Origin of the sequence: Bacillus cereus group sp. N24 (assembly GCF_016483345.1) — a bacterium.
In the GTDB taxonomy this organism is placed as follows: Bacteria; Bacillota; Bacilli; order Bacillales; family Bacillaceae_G; genus Bacillus_A; species Bacillus_A toyonensis.
In genome coordinates this window covers 33655-49359 of sequence record NZ_JAEHCA010000025.1, presented here as the reverse complement: position 1 = coordinate 49359, position 15705 = coordinate 33655, and the positions used below count along the sequence as shown (strand labels likewise).

Here is a 15705-nt window from a genome sequence, read left to right as displayed (position 1 = left end):
ATAATACATTTTATTATTACTAATTTCAATAATGAATATGTATATATCATCATGAATTTCCTATCATTTGTTTCGTCAAGTAGGGGTAGCGTCACATGCCCATCAAGCTAAGATTTTGAAATACCCCCAAAACGAAAATTCTATATCTCTGTATATGAAAAATGGTTAAAAGTTCAATAAAAAAAAAGTGCATGACTTTCAATTAACGAGTTCAGTTTTGGGAGAGAAAAGTTCAATTTTAATGCTAAATAACAGTAGTATTAGCAATCTAATTGTTGACAAAATAACAATATAAATAGCATAAAAAAACCGCTCAGATTTTATTCTGAGCGGTTTTTGCATACTTTTTAATGTTTATTCTTCATTATTAAGCCAATCAACTAACTTTGAAATTGTCTCTGCATAATCCTTAATTTCCTTTATCGTTCCTATTACTTGTGTTGTACCCATCTTTTGTTCTTCTTCATCTGCACACTCAATCCACAAGGAACGCTTTAAATTATATTCAAGCCAACCTAATTTTCCTAAAAATCCACTTTCTAATACAGTAGACCAATTTGCCTGAGTTTCTCCGTATCTCTTTTTATATCCATTTATAAAAGCAAAAAATCTTTCTTTATCTACGTTTCCTTCTTCATCTTCAGACCAGTATAATGCAGTTTCAATTAAATCGTGCATTGGATTGACATAACCAGCCGACTCCCAATCTATTAAAACGGGATTATCTTTATTCCATAAAACATTTTTGGGATCCAAATCCCTATGACTAATAACTAAATTTGCTGAAAGTAATCTATTTGCTTTGTTTGCTAACTCACTCCACTCATAAAGTTTATCAACAATTTCAAGCAGTAATTCAACCCATTCAGTATTACTTTTTTGTCCTCTTTGAATGTAATATTTCCATTCTATGGATTGTTCATTGTTCCCTAAATCTTCTTTTATGTGAAGCTCAGAAAAATCTGTCCTATGGATATCAGCGAGTATAGAACCTATTTTTTCACTATGACTACAATTAATTGTATTTGGTTTTAATGTTTTACCCTCTATCCAATCGAAAACAATATAGAATTGGTTATCTATTGTTTTAATAACATCACCATTAATTATTTTAGCTGGAACAGTAGGTACTTTTTCCGATACTAAATTAGCAATTCTCTCTGAATTAATATAATTCATCATTGCATCGGGTCTTATCATAATTTGAGGATTTAAGATTTTTATGGCATATTTTCCTTTATGTGTTTCAATAGCATACATCTTATGTAAAAGACCACCTGATATTGATACTGGAACCCCGGCCATTTCACCAAGTTGTGACTCAACACATAACTTTTTAAATAATTGAATATCAACCATTCCACTAATCTCCTTAAATTTTTTATTCAACTAATGCATGCTTAGTTGAATAAGACATAAACTATATAAATACTTTAACATAAAATTCCGAAAAATCTTGAAATATTTTATTTAAGACACCCGAGCATACTTGCTTAGCTATCTTAAATAAATAATGTCATTTAAATCATCTTTATATTACAAACGTTATAAAACAAGTGTTTTATTTATTTCTTCATGTCCCTTAAAATGAAAAAATACGCTATTCTTTCTCTAGAATCATAGGAAAGGATGGCGTATTTTTTATGGACCTCTCGCTTTCTGAAGAATTACATCTATTCTCACAAGAATTACAACGCTTTCTATCTCCAGTAGTCCTACAAGACATCGCCAGACAAGTTGGCTTTGTAAAGCGATCTAGTAAATATCAAGCAAACGAACTTATTGCCCTTTGCGTATGGCTCAGTCAGGAAATCGCTAGCACATCACTTACACAATTGTGCAGTCGGTTAGAAGCTTCCACTGGGGTACTAATGAGCCCGGAAGGATTGAATCAACGCTTTAATCCAGCAGCTGTCGCATTTCTAAGAGAAGTCTTTACTTCTCTTCTCACACAAAAGCTCTGTTCCAATCAATCGTTTTCTGCACACATGATGTCTATTTTCAATCGTATTCGTATTTTAGATGCGACGATGTTTCAGTTACCAGATACCTTCGCCACTGACTATCAAGGATCAGGTGGAAGTAGTAATACTGCGGGGGTTAAGATTCAACTTGAATATGATTTACTCAGTGGTCAGTTTTTAAACGTACAGCTTGGGCCAGGAAAGAACAATGATAAAACATACGGTACCATTTGTCTTGAAACCATTGAGAAAGGAGACCTATGTTTGCGTGATCTCGGTTACTTCGATTTAAGTGATCTACAAGCGATTCACGATAAAAAGGCTTACTATATCTCGAGGTTGAAGCTGAATACACGAATTTATATCAAGAACCCTGAGCCAAAATACTTCAACAATGGTACGTTAAAAAAGCAAACAGAATACATCCAACTTGATATGACACAAATGATGTCTGGTCTACCCCCTGGTGAAACAATGGAAATCCCCGAGGCATATATTGGCCAAAATCAGAAGCTACCAACACGTGCCATAATCCATCGTTTAACCGACGATCAAACAAAAACGCGTTTGAAAAATCAAGCAATACGTGAGAAGAAAAAGGGTATTATCATGAAGGATAAAAGTAAGCGTTTGATGAGCATGAATGTATATATTACGAACACATCGCCAGAAGAAGTACCGACTAACTATGTGCATTCCTTGTATTCACTGCGTTGGCAAATAGAGATTTTGTTTAAAACATGGAAGTCGTTTTTTGAAATTGATGAGTGTAAGGACATCAAAAAAGAACGTCTTGAATGCCATTTGTATGGTCAACTCATTGGCATTCTCATCTGTTCCTCTACGATGTTTCAAATGCGGCAGTTTCTACTTGAAAAGCAGAAGCAAGAACTAAGCGAATACAAAGCAATTTATATGATTAAGGATTACTTTCCGTTACTGTTCCAAGCAATAGCAGTTGACACAGATGAACTCTCGGCGATTCTACATCGCCTCTATCAATCGCTTAAAAAGAATGGTCGTAAATGTCATCGTTACAAAAAAATGACCGTCTTCGATATTCTTGGTGTTGTCTATGAAACGACGGTGAATAAAAGACAAGTTGCCTAGCGGAAAAATCACATTTTCATAGGTTTATTTGGCATGTTTATTTTTCCGAAACGCACTAGTCACAGTACAAAAATCAAGATGTAGCTAGGGTTTCTCACCGTTAGCTTGATGGGCATGGGGTAGCGTCAGCAAAATGCGCATTTACAACGTTAAAGAAATCCCCATATTAAAAAGCCCCATTTATCAACATTTATATTGAGGAATTAGGTTCTTTTCGTTATTCCGTTAAAGCGCTCCTTTAAGTGAATAACCAAAATCTCACCTCACTCATAATATCACTTAATTCTTATTAAACTAACGCACCTCGTTAGTTTAAGTGTAATTCTTCACAAATTCTTAGCAGGTTTAGTTAAAAATCTTTTTTATATAAACAAAAGAACTGAGCGAAAAATAACGCTCAGTTCTTTTACAAACATCCCATTTCATAAATGTGCGATCATATTATTTTCGTACAGCTTCAAATGTAATGAGTTGGCTATCTGTTGATGGTTGCTTTTTGAAAGTATAATCGGCAGAACAAGTAATATCAGTTTTACATGAATCATTGAATCAGTAGCTTTACATAGAGATTTTTTAGATTCCACTGATGATCCTTGCAGTTATCACACTAAAACAGTTTCTTCAGTATATTCTATAAAATTTTAAATACAACAATTCCTTATGAAGCATCATCTACTAAGATAACCATCATTTTTTGAGAATTATATTGAACTTACCTTTTTAAATTGTGCAGATAATTTGCAGATATATATTAGCATAAGTACTCTCCATTCGAACATATGATGAAGTGAATGATAGGACAGGGAGGTATCATGATGTTTGCTTATACGTTAACTGCCTTAACACTTTGTTGTATCTCAATTATTATTACATCATATATTTCTAAACGTAAGGGTACCCTAATGGAGTATATGGTATTTATTATGTCTTATAGTATGAGTATCGGTTTAAGTATAGGTTTTTATTTAGGTATTCTCTTTAAAGGGGAATTACTATATTCTACTTTGCTTGCTATTTTGATTAGTGGTTGTATCGGTCTTTTAGTCGGTCTACGTTTTCACCTATATACTGCCTTAGAAGGAATGTTCTCTGGATTAATGGCAAGTATGATGGGAGCAATGATTACAGAAATGCTAAATGCGCAACAAGCTCATAGTATACTATTCATTAGCCTTTTACTTTCTATAACGATAACTATGTCATGTATAATTCAGCTTTTATCAGAAACCTTTACTACTTATATCCATCGTCGGTTTCTATTATTACTCTCCATTGGCGTAGTAATTATCCTGACTGTATTCATAACGTTCCCAGAGCATGTCCCGCCAACCTCTTCCACAGAAGAACAACATAAACATTAGCAGCTATAATCGATTCCCTCTAATATTTCATTATATTAGAGGGGATCGATTTCATTAATTTTATTTCTTAACAGATGAAGATTAAAAACACTTTGAATCGCTAGTCCAAAATTTCTATATCTATATAATTGATAACACATTAATTTCATAGATATTCAATTCTCTTTGCTTGAGAAGGTATACCATTCCATCTTGAAATAATAAATTTTAACTTAACCAATATATGTTTTTGGATCCATAGCATTGCTCTTCTGTGCATTCCATTCACCTTTATGGATTTCAAAATGTAAGTGCTGTCCTTCAGATTGTCCTGTATTCCCCATTATGCCAAGTTGTTGTCCTCGCTTCACTTTTTGACCAGCAGAAACAGAACGACTCTTTAAATGAGCATATACAGTCGTATATGTTTGTCCGTTAATATTGTGAGAAATAAACACAACATTACCATAGCTTGTAGAATAATAAGAGCGAGTGACTACACCTTCTGCGGCGGCAACAACCGGCACTATTCCTGAAGCAGCAATATCTAATCCGTGATGCATTTGCCCATCACGTTTCTCAAATCCAGAAGTATATCTTCCTACAGCTGGTTGAATAAATTCATTTGTTGTATTTATCTCTTGGGATTGTCGCTGCTCCTCTGCATCAGTCTTACTTGTTTTTGATAGGAATTTACTTGATACATAACCGTTTTTACCGTTGTAATTAATTTTTTTCCATCCATTTTGTTCAAATAGAACTTGTACTTTTATTCCTTTTGATAAAGCACCGATTACACCATGATTTGTACCAGCACCGCTTCTTATATTTAACACGCTTACGTTAACATAGTAGTCATCAACTGTTGCTCCAGTAGATGGATTACTTGTTTCAGGTTTTGGTGGTGTACCTCTTTTAACAAATTTTACATATTCACTGCTTACATAACCAGTTCTTCCATTATGATTAATTTTCAACCAGCCATTTTCAACGCCAGTTACTTGCAATGTTCGTCCGTTTAATACACCACCAATTACACTATGGTAAGTAGCAGGACCTGTACGCACACGTAAAGATGTAGCGTCTACAATGTATATACCGTCAGCCTGAACCGTAACATTATTTTGTTGTTCATTTGTATTAGAGCCACTCTTTGAAATGTAATCTTTACTAATATAGGCGTCTTGTCCTTTATAGTTAATTTTGAACCAATTTTGTACTTCACCAGTCACTCGAACTACTTGTCCTTTATACATAGAGCCTAAAATCGTATGGGAAGTACTTGGACCTGTACGAACGCGGAGGGAGGATACGTTAACTTTGTAATCCCCACTCGCTACTTGAAATTTCCCATTGTTATTGTCGCTTCCATTTGAGCCACTGTCTTTCACAAATTGACTGCTTACATAACCCACTTTTCCATTATGGTTAATTTTCAACCAGCCGTTTTCTTCTCCAATAACTTGTAAAACTTTCCCTTCATACACGCGCCCCATTATTGCACTAGATGTATTTGGCTGTGTGCGAACACGTAATACATTAGCAGTTACAATTTTACTACGACTCTTACCTATATTCGTCTTTGCTAGTACGCCATTTTTCGAAATAAATTCACTACTCACGTAGCCAATTTTTCCGTTATGATTGACTTTCAACCAACTGTTTTCTTCTCCAATAACTTGTAAAACTTCCCCTTCATACACGCGTCCCATAATTGCACTAGACGTATTTGGCTGTGTGCGGACACGTAGAACATTCGTATTTACTGTTACTTGATTTTCATATTTTACTACATCAATAGTTTGCTCATGCTTCGTGTCTTTTTGTATAACAGTATTTTTCGCTTGAGCAGTACTAATAAATACACTTCCTGTAACAGAAGCTACTGCTACACTAGCTAAAATTTTTTTCATAAGTATAAAACACCTTCCTACAAACATATTCAAGTATCATTATGTTTTTATGTTAACTTCCATTTCTTTTCATTCTAACTATTCAGGAAAAGTATCCTTTTATTATCCACCATCTATACCTAGTAATAAAAGAAACTTAAATCCATTACACTTTGAAAATTCTCTCATTGCTTCAATCTAACACTACACAATGTAGTTTTAATTTCCAAAAAAAATAGCTACTAATAATCACCTATAATTAATACTACAAAAATAAAAAAATCATAATTTAGGCCTTCTTCATTTAACTTATACTTTTGCTTAAATATACCTGCTCTCCTTTCACACTACGAATTGTAGTATAAAATAAAAGAAAGGTCAAATATAAGTATTTAGCCTTTTGTAACTACAATACATTACATTTATCCATTTCTAATCTAATCATAAATAATTATGTTTTTTAATCTCTAAATAACCAAAAAACATTTTCACCTTGTAAACTCTTCCTACAGGATAGCTCTCTCTTATTGTCTAAACTTTTATAAAAATAATATTCCCAATTCACAACATGACATATAAAAGCAGCAATCTACTAAGATAACTGCTTTACATTATGATAAACTACATGAATTTCACATTATTCCGGCTTATTAGGAATATTAGGGTTTGAAACATAATCAGATGTGTAATCTGTATATTTTACTTCCGTTACCATCCCTGCTGAAGCATGGTGTAGATCGTGACAGTGGAACATCCACTCACCCGGATTGTCTGCTACAAAGGCTACTTCATATTCTTCTCCTAGTTTCAGATTTAATGTGTCTTTAACAATTGGAGAACCTTCAATCGGTTTTCCATCTTTACTTAATACTTGGAAGAAATGACCGTGCAAATGCATCGGGTGATCGTCTCTTTTAGAGCGATTTACTAATTTCACTTTTACTAAGTCACCCTTTTTCACTAGAATTGGATCAATATCTGGAAATACTTTTCCGTTAATTGTATAAACCATTTCATTTCCATTCATTTTCGTATTCAAGTCCATATTATATGTGGCAGTATACTGCTGCTCTAGTGTGAAATTACCTAATTTTTTCTCACCATATTTCGTCATATCTAATTTCGGTAGTTTTTCTTTTTCATTTGCTCTGTCTTTCATCTCTTTACTACCTTCATATTCAATAATGGTTTTCATTCCTTTTGCACCTTTATTTGCTGAATGGTCTTCAACATACCATTTCCCAGGATTGTTAGCAGTAAATTCAACATCATAACGTTCACCCGGTGCGATTGAAATTACTTTATCCTTTATAGCTTTTGGATCGTTTATTGGTTGACCATCTGTCGCAACTACTTTTATATCATGACCGTGAACGTGTATATCATGTGATAGATAACCAGCATTAACGAGTCGAAGACGAACTTTATCACCCTTTTTCACTTTTAACGGCTCTACTAAATCACCGCTTTTACCATTGATTGTGAATAAGTTATACATACCCATATCATGACCTTCCATCTTCATATTTCCATGGTCCATTCCTGCCATATTACCAGAGTCTTTTTTATCACTCCCCATGTTCATACCTGAATGATCCATGCCTTTCATATCATCATTCTTTTTTGCATTTTCATTATCCTTAGATTTATTACCTTTTTGCGCTTTTGTCATTTCTTTTAACTGCTTATTAATTTCTTCTTTATCTGTTATCCATTCATCTAACATTAACGTGTAATCTTTATCATACTTTTCATTTGTATCCTCTACAATAAGAGCACCATATAAGCCTCTATCTAGTTGATTTACAGAATCTTGATGTGAATGATACCAATACGTTCCTGGTACGTTCGCTTCAAATTCATAGGTGAAACTTTTTCCTGATTCAACCGCATCTTGTGTCACGCCTGGAATTCCATCCATGTTATTTGGGACAGGATACCCATGCCAATGAATAGATACTGGTGCAGGTAATTCATTTTTTAATGTCACTTTAACCTTTTCACCTTTTTTCACCCTAATTTCCGGACCCGGGGATGAACCATTAAATGTCCAGACTGGAACAATAACACCGCTACTTAGCTTTTGTTTTTCTTCTTTCGCTACTAAAGTAACTTCTGGCCCTTTTACAACTTTCAATGGCTTTGTAGCCGTTTCAGTCTGTGTTGTTTTTTTATCATTCATATTTTTATGATCATTTGTTGTATTTGTGGTCGCAGAACATGCAGCAATTAAAGATATTACGGAGACTGCAACTGCTGTTAATACAAATCCTTTCATAGAAAATCCCTCCTTTTTCTTTTTCAAGATTATTATAGAAGATAATTTTCAAGAAAATATGGAGATATAAAATGAGCAAAATAAAAAGGCACCCAAAATTGAGCGCCTCTTCTAACTATTATTTTGTAACAACTTCATCTTCTTTTACATTTACATTATTGTTACTCATAAACCCTTCAATCTCTTCAACTGTTCTAATGATATCTTTTGACAAATTTTCATAGCCATCTTTTGTTACAAGGATATCATCTTCAATACGAATACCAATTGATTCTTCTTCAATATATAGACCTGGTTCAATCGTAATAACCATACCTTCTTCTAATACTCTTTCTTTGTATGTTCCAACATCGTGAGTATCTAAACCAAGAAAGTGACTGACACCATGATAATAATATTTAGATAGTTCCTCATCTTCTTGAATTAAACCAATAGCTTTACACTCTTCTGCTAGTACCTTTTTTGTATGCTCATTTAATGCAACAAAATTTAAGCCTGGCTTAATAATCTCTGTTGTTTCTTTCAATGCTTTTAATACAATATTATAGATTTGTTTTTGGCGACTAGAGAATGTTCCATTTGCCGGGAAAGTATAACTAATATCAGCGTTATAATAGTCTTTTTGAGCGCCTAAATCTAGCAGTACTAAATCACCATTTTGAATTTGTGCATCATTATCTTCATAATGAAGAACTGTTGCATTTTTCCCACTTGCCAAAATTGTATTGAACGCATGATGCTTAATCCCAGATGACTTCAGTGTGAAATCAAACTGAGCTTCTAATTCATATTCCATCATGTCTGCTTTTGCATGCTTTAACACATTGTAAATACCGTCTTTCGTTACAGCAATTGCTTCTTTAATGATTTCAATTTCTTCCTCTGTTTTAAACACTCGTAATTCACAAATTTCCGGGTATACATTACCAATTGTTATGTGTGGGTACTGTTCTCTTACATGTTTAGCAAACGCTAACGTTTTCGTCTCAGTACCCTTCCACTCACGACGCTCTAAATCTAAATACACATGTTGCGCATTTTCTGCGAAAAGTGTATGTGCCATTGTCTTCTCAAAGCTTTCTATATATACAACTTTTTGTATGCCTGAAATTCGTTCTGCATCTTCTTTAGAAATTGTTTTACCGACCCATTTTTCCATTACTGGATCTGATTTTTCAATGAAAAGAGTTTCTTCCACATTATTTCCAAACTTTTTCAACATGAAAATAACATTGGGCTCATCGATTCCCGTTAAATAGTAAAAATTTCGATTCGGCACAAATTTATAATGGGCATCTGCTGACATATGAGGTGCTTGTCCAGCAAATAAAATCGTAATCGATTCATCATGTAATGTTTTCGCTAATCGTTCTCTATTTTGAGCAAAAAATGTTGATTTCATAATAATCCCCCTAGCGTTCTATGTATAATTTTGAAACTGATTATCCAATATAATTCATTCTATTATTGTTATAATTTTTCGTCAATTAATAATGTTTATATAGAAGATAAACTTTCATTACTTGGCATCTAATCACTCCACAATTTCTTGACATTTATTCCATATACTTAATATCTCATATATATAAGAAAGGAGCCTACAAACGTGAAACATTACGTAGGACTAGCCATTACTTCATTATTTATCATTGCAGGATGCTCTAATAACGTAGAAACACCACCAGTAAAAAAAGAAACAGTTCAATCTCAGCCCCAAAATAAAGATAACGCAAATACGATTCCGCAAAACTTCTATAAAGAAATTACATCTGGAAAAATAGCGCACATTCACGGAATTGGCTATGCAGGAAATATGCCTGGTATTTCTATCGCAACTCATAGTGGTATAAAAGTTTATCAAAATGGAAAATGGTTTGAAACTGCTACACAGTTACACGATTATATGGGCTTTCAGGCAACTAAAAATGGATTTTTTGCTAGTGGGCACCCAGAACCAGGTGCAAATTTAAAAAATCCTTTAGGATTAATGAAAAGTTCTGATGGCGGCAATAACCTTGAAAAGCTAGCATTCTATGGAGAATCTGATTTTCATAACCTTGCTGTCGGATATAATACAGAAACGATTTATTTATATAACGAGCGTCCAAATTCTAAATTACAACAAGGTTTTTATTTCAGTACAAACAACGGACAAGAATGGAAAAATAGTAAGTTAAAAGGCCTTTCAAGTACAATCCATACATTTTCAGTACATCCGGATCAAGCGAGTGTAGTCGCAGTAAGTGCTAAAGATGGTGTTTATTTATCTACAGATTACGGGAATACATTTGAACTATTCTCTACATCACTTGAATCGACAGCAGTTACATTAAGTAATGAAGATGTTTTTTACGCCCCTATCAATAAGCAAATGATAACGAAGAAATCAATTGCTACAAATGAAGAAACAAACTTACAGATTCCATCTTTAGATTCTAAAGATACAATTATGTACATATCACAAAACCCTCAAAATTCATCTGAAATAGTATTTGCTACAATGCAAGCAAATGTATTCCTTTCCACAGATGACGGTAAAACGTGGAAACAGATTACTAAAAATGGCTTATTACAATTTAATTAGAAAGGTGAATATAACGTGTTTTCAACAATTAGCGAGTGGAGTTATCAACTCATGTCTCCTTTAATGGATGTCACGAATGCTACGAAATCAATTCCTCTTTTATTTGCGTTTTTATTAGGCATAGTAGGTACCCTTGCTCCATGCCAATTAACAGGAAACATTAGCGCCATTACAATCTATGGCAATCAATCTTTACAAAAGGGACATATTTGGAAACATATATTGTTATTCATTTTAGGAAAAATAATAGCTTTTACGACGCTTGGACTATTAGTATGGGTGTTAGGAAAAGAAATTCAGCAAATATTAACTTTGTATTTCCCATGGTTACGTAAACTGATCGGACCTTTATTAATAATAATGGGGTTAATATTATCAGGTATTATAAAAGGTAGAAACTTCTTCTCTACCATCTTCCCTATCACATCTATACGAAAACAAAATGAAGTCAGCTCATTTTTGCTTGGGTTTTTCTTTTCGTTAGCTTTCTGCCCTACTATGTTTGTGCTATTTTTCGGAACATTAATACCACTCTCTTTAACATCTAATTACGGGTATTTATTTCCTACCTTTTTCTCTATAGGAACTGCTCTACCTGTCGTTGTATTACTGTCCATTATCTCCTACCTAGGCTTAAATGGAACACTACTTAAAAAGAGCCGAAAAATAGGGGGAAATATTCAGCGTATAGCTGGTGTACTTCTCGTTTTAATCGGACTTTATGATACCGCCCTATATTGGTAATACATACAAAAGGTAAGCTTCAGTGAAATGAGCTTACCTTTTGTATCATTTTATTCATTTTTCTTTTGTTGTAATTGTGTTAGCAAATTCGTAACAAACGCGAGAAACAATGGATCTTTCTCTTTTTTAGGCGACCACTGCATAATGAGTTGCCGCGGGATTTCAATGTCTATCGGTTGCACGATAAAGTCATGAATAATTTGTTTATGAAGTCCTGATAACGGAACGATCGTTATACCGTTAACTTGTAAAGTAAGTGCTAATGCCGAGCTAATTGACTCTGACTCCATCACTTTATTCACTGTTATTTCGTTTTTCATTAAGTATGGTTCAAGTACTTCTTTACAACCAGAAAGTGGCATAATAAAAGGATAATTTTTCAATTCTTTACTAGTAAGATTAGGTGGAATATTCTTTGAAGAAACGATAACATAAGGATCTTCACCAATAACTTCATAGTGAAATCCTGGTATTAGATTTTCTTTTATAGAAATAGAAAAATCAGCACTTCCAGCAGACAGCCAATTTAAAACTTCTTGATAGCTTCCCTCTCTAACTGCAAGCACGTACTGACTTTGATCAATATTACCTAATTGGATACACTCTGCCAAACAATATACAGTAACGGAAGGATACGTAGCTAATACAATCTTATACAAACTTTTATTCTTCAAGTGTAAAGCTGTTTCTTCAAGATTTTCATACTCCATTAGAAGTCGTTCTACACAAACTAAAAATTCTTTTCCATTTTCAGTTAACATCGTTCCTTGTCTAGAGCGCTCAAATAAAGTTAAAGCATATCGTTTCTCTAGTTTGTTTATAATATGCGTTATTGCTGGCTGTGTCATATGTAATTCCTTAGCTGCTAAACTAATGCTGTTCAACCGAGCCACATATTTAAAAACTTTAAAATCAAAGACGTTCATTCTGTTCTCCTTATATAAAAGATATTTATATCATCTATAAATAACCTTCATTATATTTATCAAACGACTTCCTATACACTAAGTATACACCATCAATTTTACAAAAAAATAAAGCATATAAACATTAGAGGAGTGTTGATTAAATGAGTACTTACGTTTTAGTACATGGAGCATGGCAAGGTGAATGGGCATGGGAATTAGTAAAACCTCAACTAGAGGCTTTAAGTCACACTGTTATTACACTAGACTTACCTGGAAGTGGGAAAGATACAACTCCTTCACAAAATATAACGTTAGATTCCTATGTTGATGCAGTAACAGCTACTATAAATCAACAAACTGAAAAAGTTATTGTTGTTGGACATAGTATGGGTGGAATTGTGATCACTCAAACCGCTGAACTTATACCGAATAAAATCGATAAATTAGTATATCTTTGTGCATTCTTACCACAAAACGGAGAAAGCCTTGGCAGTAAATTAGATGGTGAAGCTGGCCCACAATTCTCAATAAATGAGAACGACATGACAGCTGAACTTATACCTAATCTAATTGAAAAAACATTTTTAAATGCTACCGAAAATGAAGAGATTAAAGAAGCATCTTCCAAAAAAATGCGTCCTCAGCCACTAGGACCATTTCAACAACAGCTAAAAATTTCTGAAGAAAACTTCGGAACTGTAGATCGCATTTATATTGAAACAACTCTAGATAGAGCGATTCCAATTGATTTTCAGCGCCGAATGAATACAGAAACTCCATGCTCGAAGATTATTACTTTAGAAGCTGATCATTCTCCCTTCTTTTCAAAAGCAACAGAACTTGTGAATTGTTTACATGTGTTAAGCTAAATTTCATTTAATGAAAATAGACACCCGCGGGTGTCTATTTATTATGCTAACTAAGAATTGTATGTTCTTCTCTACATTTGCATTCCCTTTTGCTTCATCTCCTACTTTTTATACAGTAATACTGCACCAAATAAGAATACCCCCGCAACAAATGAACCTACTGGTAACATCTTTATCATTTTATCTGGAAATACGAGCGGCAGTAATGGAAATGCATATGCTGCTGGAATACGTACACCAACTATTTTTAATAAAATAAGCATTAAAATCATATTTAATAAAGTGACTATAATCCATGAGTCGATTGCAAAGTACAATAAAGTTCCAACAGTTGGAGATGTAGTTAATACTACTATTTGTTTACATGCCATTTTTTCATTGTACATCGGTTTTTGAAGTGATTCATACACAACAACTAATATTGGCGGAATAACCGCTAATTGTTCATGACCAGTGATCCAGCATATACTTATCCAAATGAAATTTAGTATTAGAAATACAGCCATATATTTATATTGGATGTTAACTTTTCTCTCAATACCGCTATTCAATTTAAAAACAAGGACACCAAGCATTAAAATAAATGTTAAAACGAATACTGAGATAACAAATGACCATTCAGTCGCATTTGTCATTAAAGGTAATAAACCTGTCGCAATAGATGGTGCTAAATTTGATTGTATAATACGTAAAAACAGCATCATAAATATAAGTGTTACGCTTACTTTTGCTATATAAGCTAAATCCATTTGATTCACCATAAAACCAATACCAGCTGTTACTGACGGTGCAATAAAGATTTTTTCTGGCTGCCTTAACCAACCTGGCTCACGATACGCCCATAAAGCAATTGCCATCGCTGCTATTTCCGGCAAAATGACTTCCGAATCATTTAATAACACACCCGCTGTTACCATAGCTAAAATAAAGAAAATAGCAATCGTATATGAGATGATTGTTTCTTTTTTTGAAATTACTGCATTCATTATTACATACTCCCTTTACTTACTACTCTCACAATGTAAAACAAAATTCAATATACCCTACTAAGGTATTGTATATTAATATCTTTTCCATTTCAAGTATTTGTAATTTTTTCATTTTTCATCACCCATTACACTTACAAAAAAAGGATTTTTATAGGCGTTGACACTCATTGAAAGATAGGTTACGATAACTATATATTAGTAAGTAACTAATGTAATTAAATCTAACTTGAGGTGAAAACAAATGAAAAACATTTTATTCCGTATTAACGAATTATCAAAAAAAGAAAAAACATCTGGATTAACAGTTGATGAAAAACAAGAACAACAAATGTTACGTCAAAACTATACAAAAACATTTCGTGGAAGTTTAGATTCCATTTTATTAAACACAAAAATTGTCGATTCAAATGGTTTTAATGTTACACCAGTTGCATTACAAGATGCTCAAATTCGTTTGAAATTAAGCAAATGAAATTAAAGCTAAAGAAACAATTGTATAAAACATAAAAGAGCTGGACTTTTCATAATGAAATTCCAGCTCTTTTTCTACTTAATATTGTTGTTTTTGCAATGTAACATACGAGCGATACATCGCAATTCTCCACGACACAATCATCGCAAATGCGAGTAAGAAAAACATCCCGCTTAATTGCGCCAAATCAAGTGTTTGGCTTAAATATGATTTTAATGCGACTCGTACAGCTAATAAACCAATTAAAATAAATATAAATGCTTTTGACGGTTTCATATATATATGTTCGCCTCTTACTTCGAACTTAGTTGTTTTAATAAGAAATATAGAGAAAATAAGTCCTGCGATAATTGCCTCTACTATTTCTAACGATGTTAATCGGAATTCCGGTAAGAAGAACATCATGGCGCCAGTACTCATAAAAATTGGCGGCAAAATAATTTTCTTTTTCGTAACCGGCTTTTTCGCTGACTTAAAGCGAAGAAACATAACACCAACGGCCATACAAACTGCTACGATACTTGATAAAAGTGCTACACTCATACTCTCCACTCC

12 protein-coding genes and 1 pseudogene are annotated in these 15705 nt (G+C 33.4%); 6 read left to right on the top strand and 7 right to left on the bottom strand.

The window, feature by feature from the left end; translation table 11 throughout:
- Positions 1 to 354: 354 nt before the first annotated feature.
- On the bottom strand, positions 355 to 1359 hold the full coding sequence (locus JDS95_RS24910) for a phosphotransferase (RefSeq protein WP_199690853.1): 1005 nt from the start codon (positions 1357 to 1359) through the stop codon (positions 355 to 357).
- A gap of 284 nt (positions 1360 to 1643) precedes the next feature.
- Here JDS95_RS24910 and JDS95_RS24905 point away from each other — a divergent pair, with 284 nt between their 5' ends.
- Together JDS95_RS24905 and JDS95_RS24900 are read left to right on the top strand one after the other, a co-directional pair.
- A complete protein-coding gene (locus tag JDS95_RS24905) occupies positions 1644 to 3074 on the top strand; it encodes an IS4 family transposase (protein WP_199690852.1) in 1431 nt (476 codons plus the stop codon).
- Between the two features lie 815 nt (positions 3075 to 3889).
- Positions 3890 to 4435, top strand: a complete 546-nt coding sequence (locus JDS95_RS24900) for a hypothetical protein (protein WP_085449928.1) — start codon at positions 3890 to 3892, stop codon at positions 4433 to 4435.
- Between the two features lie 212 nt (positions 4436 to 4647).
- On the opposite strand, the gene JDS95_RS24895 is transcribed toward JDS95_RS24900, so the two are convergent.
- The 3 genes from JDS95_RS24895 to JDS95_RS24885 form a co-directional block, all read right to left on the bottom strand.
- Positions 4648 to 6327, bottom strand: coding sequence for an SH3 domain-containing protein (locus JDS95_RS24895; RefSeq protein WP_085449929.1), 1680 nt, complete (start codon positions 6325 to 6327; stop codon positions 4648 to 4650).
- A gap of 616 nt (positions 6328 to 6943) precedes the next feature.
- Positions 6944 to 8584 (bottom strand): multicopper oxidase family protein, encoded by a 1641-nt coding sequence (locus JDS95_RS24890; protein WP_199690851.1) that lies wholly within the window; start codon positions 8582 to 8584, stop codon positions 6944 to 6946.
- A gap of 118 nt (positions 8585 to 8702) precedes the next feature.
- Positions 8703 to 9986 carry an aminopeptidase P family protein gene (locus tag JDS95_RS24885; RefSeq protein ID WP_085449930.1) on the bottom strand — a complete coding sequence of 428 codons (1284 nt, stop codon included), beginning with the start codon at positions 9984 to 9986 and terminating at the stop codon, positions 8703 to 8705.
- 204 nt (positions 9987 to 10190) lie between these two features.
- Between JDS95_RS24885 and JDS95_RS24880 the strand changes: the two genes are divergently transcribed.
- Both JDS95_RS24880 and JDS95_RS24875 read left to right on the top strand, forming a co-directional pair.
- Complete coding sequence (locus tag JDS95_RS24880; protein WP_000683852.1) at positions 10191 to 11168, top strand: F510_1955 family glycosylhydrolase; 978 nt, start codon at positions 10191 to 10193, stop codon at positions 11166 to 11168.
- A 15-nt stretch (positions 11169 to 11183) separates the two neighbouring features.
- Positions 11184 to 11912 carry an urease accessory protein UreH domain-containing protein gene (locus JDS95_RS24875; RefSeq protein WP_000493105.1) on the top strand — a complete coding sequence of 243 codons (729 nt, stop codon included), beginning with the start codon at positions 11184 to 11186 and terminating at the stop codon, positions 11910 to 11912.
- Positions 11913 to 11962: 50 nt separating this feature from the next.
- On the opposite strand, the gene JDS95_RS24870 is transcribed toward JDS95_RS24875, so the two are convergent.
- Entirely contained in the window at positions 11963 to 12838 is an 876-nt protein-coding gene (locus JDS95_RS24870) for a LysR family transcriptional regulator (protein ID WP_001100321.1), read from the bottom strand.
- A gap of 143 nt (positions 12839 to 12981) precedes the next feature.
- Here JDS95_RS24870 and JDS95_RS24865 point away from each other — a divergent pair, with 143 nt between their 5' ends.
- The gene (locus tag JDS95_RS24865; protein ID WP_000109317.1) at positions 12982 to 13689 is read left to right on the top strand and encodes an alpha/beta fold hydrolase; all 708 of its coding nucleotides are present in this window, start codon (positions 12982 to 12984) and stop codon (positions 13687 to 13689) included.
- 101 nt (positions 13690 to 13790) lie between these two features.
- On the opposite strand, the gene JDS95_RS24860 is transcribed toward JDS95_RS24865, so the two are convergent.
- Positions 13791 to 14675, bottom strand: a complete 885-nt coding sequence (locus JDS95_RS24860; RefSeq protein WP_199690850.1) for a hypothetical protein — start codon at positions 14673 to 14675, stop codon at positions 13791 to 13793.
- A 244-nt stretch (positions 14676 to 14919) separates the two neighbouring features.
- Between JDS95_RS24860 and JDS95_RS24855 the strand changes: the two genes are divergently transcribed.
- Positions 14920 to 15150 carry a DUF896 domain-containing protein gene (locus JDS95_RS24855; protein WP_000789785.1) on the top strand — a complete coding sequence of 77 codons (231 nt, stop codon included), beginning with the start codon at positions 14920 to 14922 and terminating at the stop codon, positions 15148 to 15150.
- Positions 15151 to 15199: 49 nt separating this feature from the next.
- Here the strand turns inward: JDS95_RS24855 and JDS95_RS24850 are convergent.
- Positions 15200 to 15693, bottom strand: a pseudogene (locus tag JDS95_RS24850) (CcdC family protein).
- Between the last annotated feature and the right edge of the window lie 12 nt (positions 15694 to 15705).

Bases quoted from the DNA above. Each gene is read 5' to 3' on its own strand.
- JDS95_RS24910 (WP_199690853.1), bottom strand. From the start codon at position 1,359: ATGGTTGATATTCAATTATTTAAAAAGTTATGTGTTGAGTCACAACTT.
- JDS95_RS24905 (WP_199690852.1), top strand. From the start codon at position 1,644: ATGGACCTCTCGCTTTCTGAAGAATTACATCTATTCTCACAAGAATTA.
- JDS95_RS24900 (WP_085449928.1), top strand. From the start codon at position 3,890: ATGTTTGCTTATACGTTAACTGCCTTAACACTTTGTTGTATCTCAATT.
- JDS95_RS24895 (WP_085449929.1), bottom strand. From the start codon at position 6,327: ATGAAAAAAATTTTAGCTAGTGTAGCAGTAGCTTCTGTTACAGGAAGT.
- JDS95_RS24890 (WP_199690851.1), bottom strand. From the start codon at position 8,584: ATGAAAGGATTTGTATTAACAGCAGTTGCAGTCTCCGTAATATCTTTA.
- JDS95_RS24885 (WP_085449930.1), bottom strand. From the start codon at position 9,986: ATGAAATCAACATTTTTTGCTCAAAATAGAGAACGATTAGCGAAAACA.
- JDS95_RS24870 (WP_001100321.1), bottom strand. From the start codon at position 12,838: ATGAACGTCTTTGATTTTAAAGTTTTTAAATATGTGGCTCGGTTGAAC.
- JDS95_RS24865 (WP_000109317.1), top strand. From the start codon at position 12,982: ATGAGTACTTACGTTTTAGTACATGGAGCATGGCAAGGTGAATGGGCA.
- JDS95_RS24860 (WP_199690850.1), bottom strand. From the start codon at position 14,675: ATGAATGCAGTAATTTCAAAAAAAGAAACAATCATCTCATATACGATT.
- JDS95_RS24855 (WP_000789785.1), top strand. From the start codon at position 14,920: ATGAAAAACATTTTATTCCGTATTAACGAATTATCAAAAAAAGAAAAA.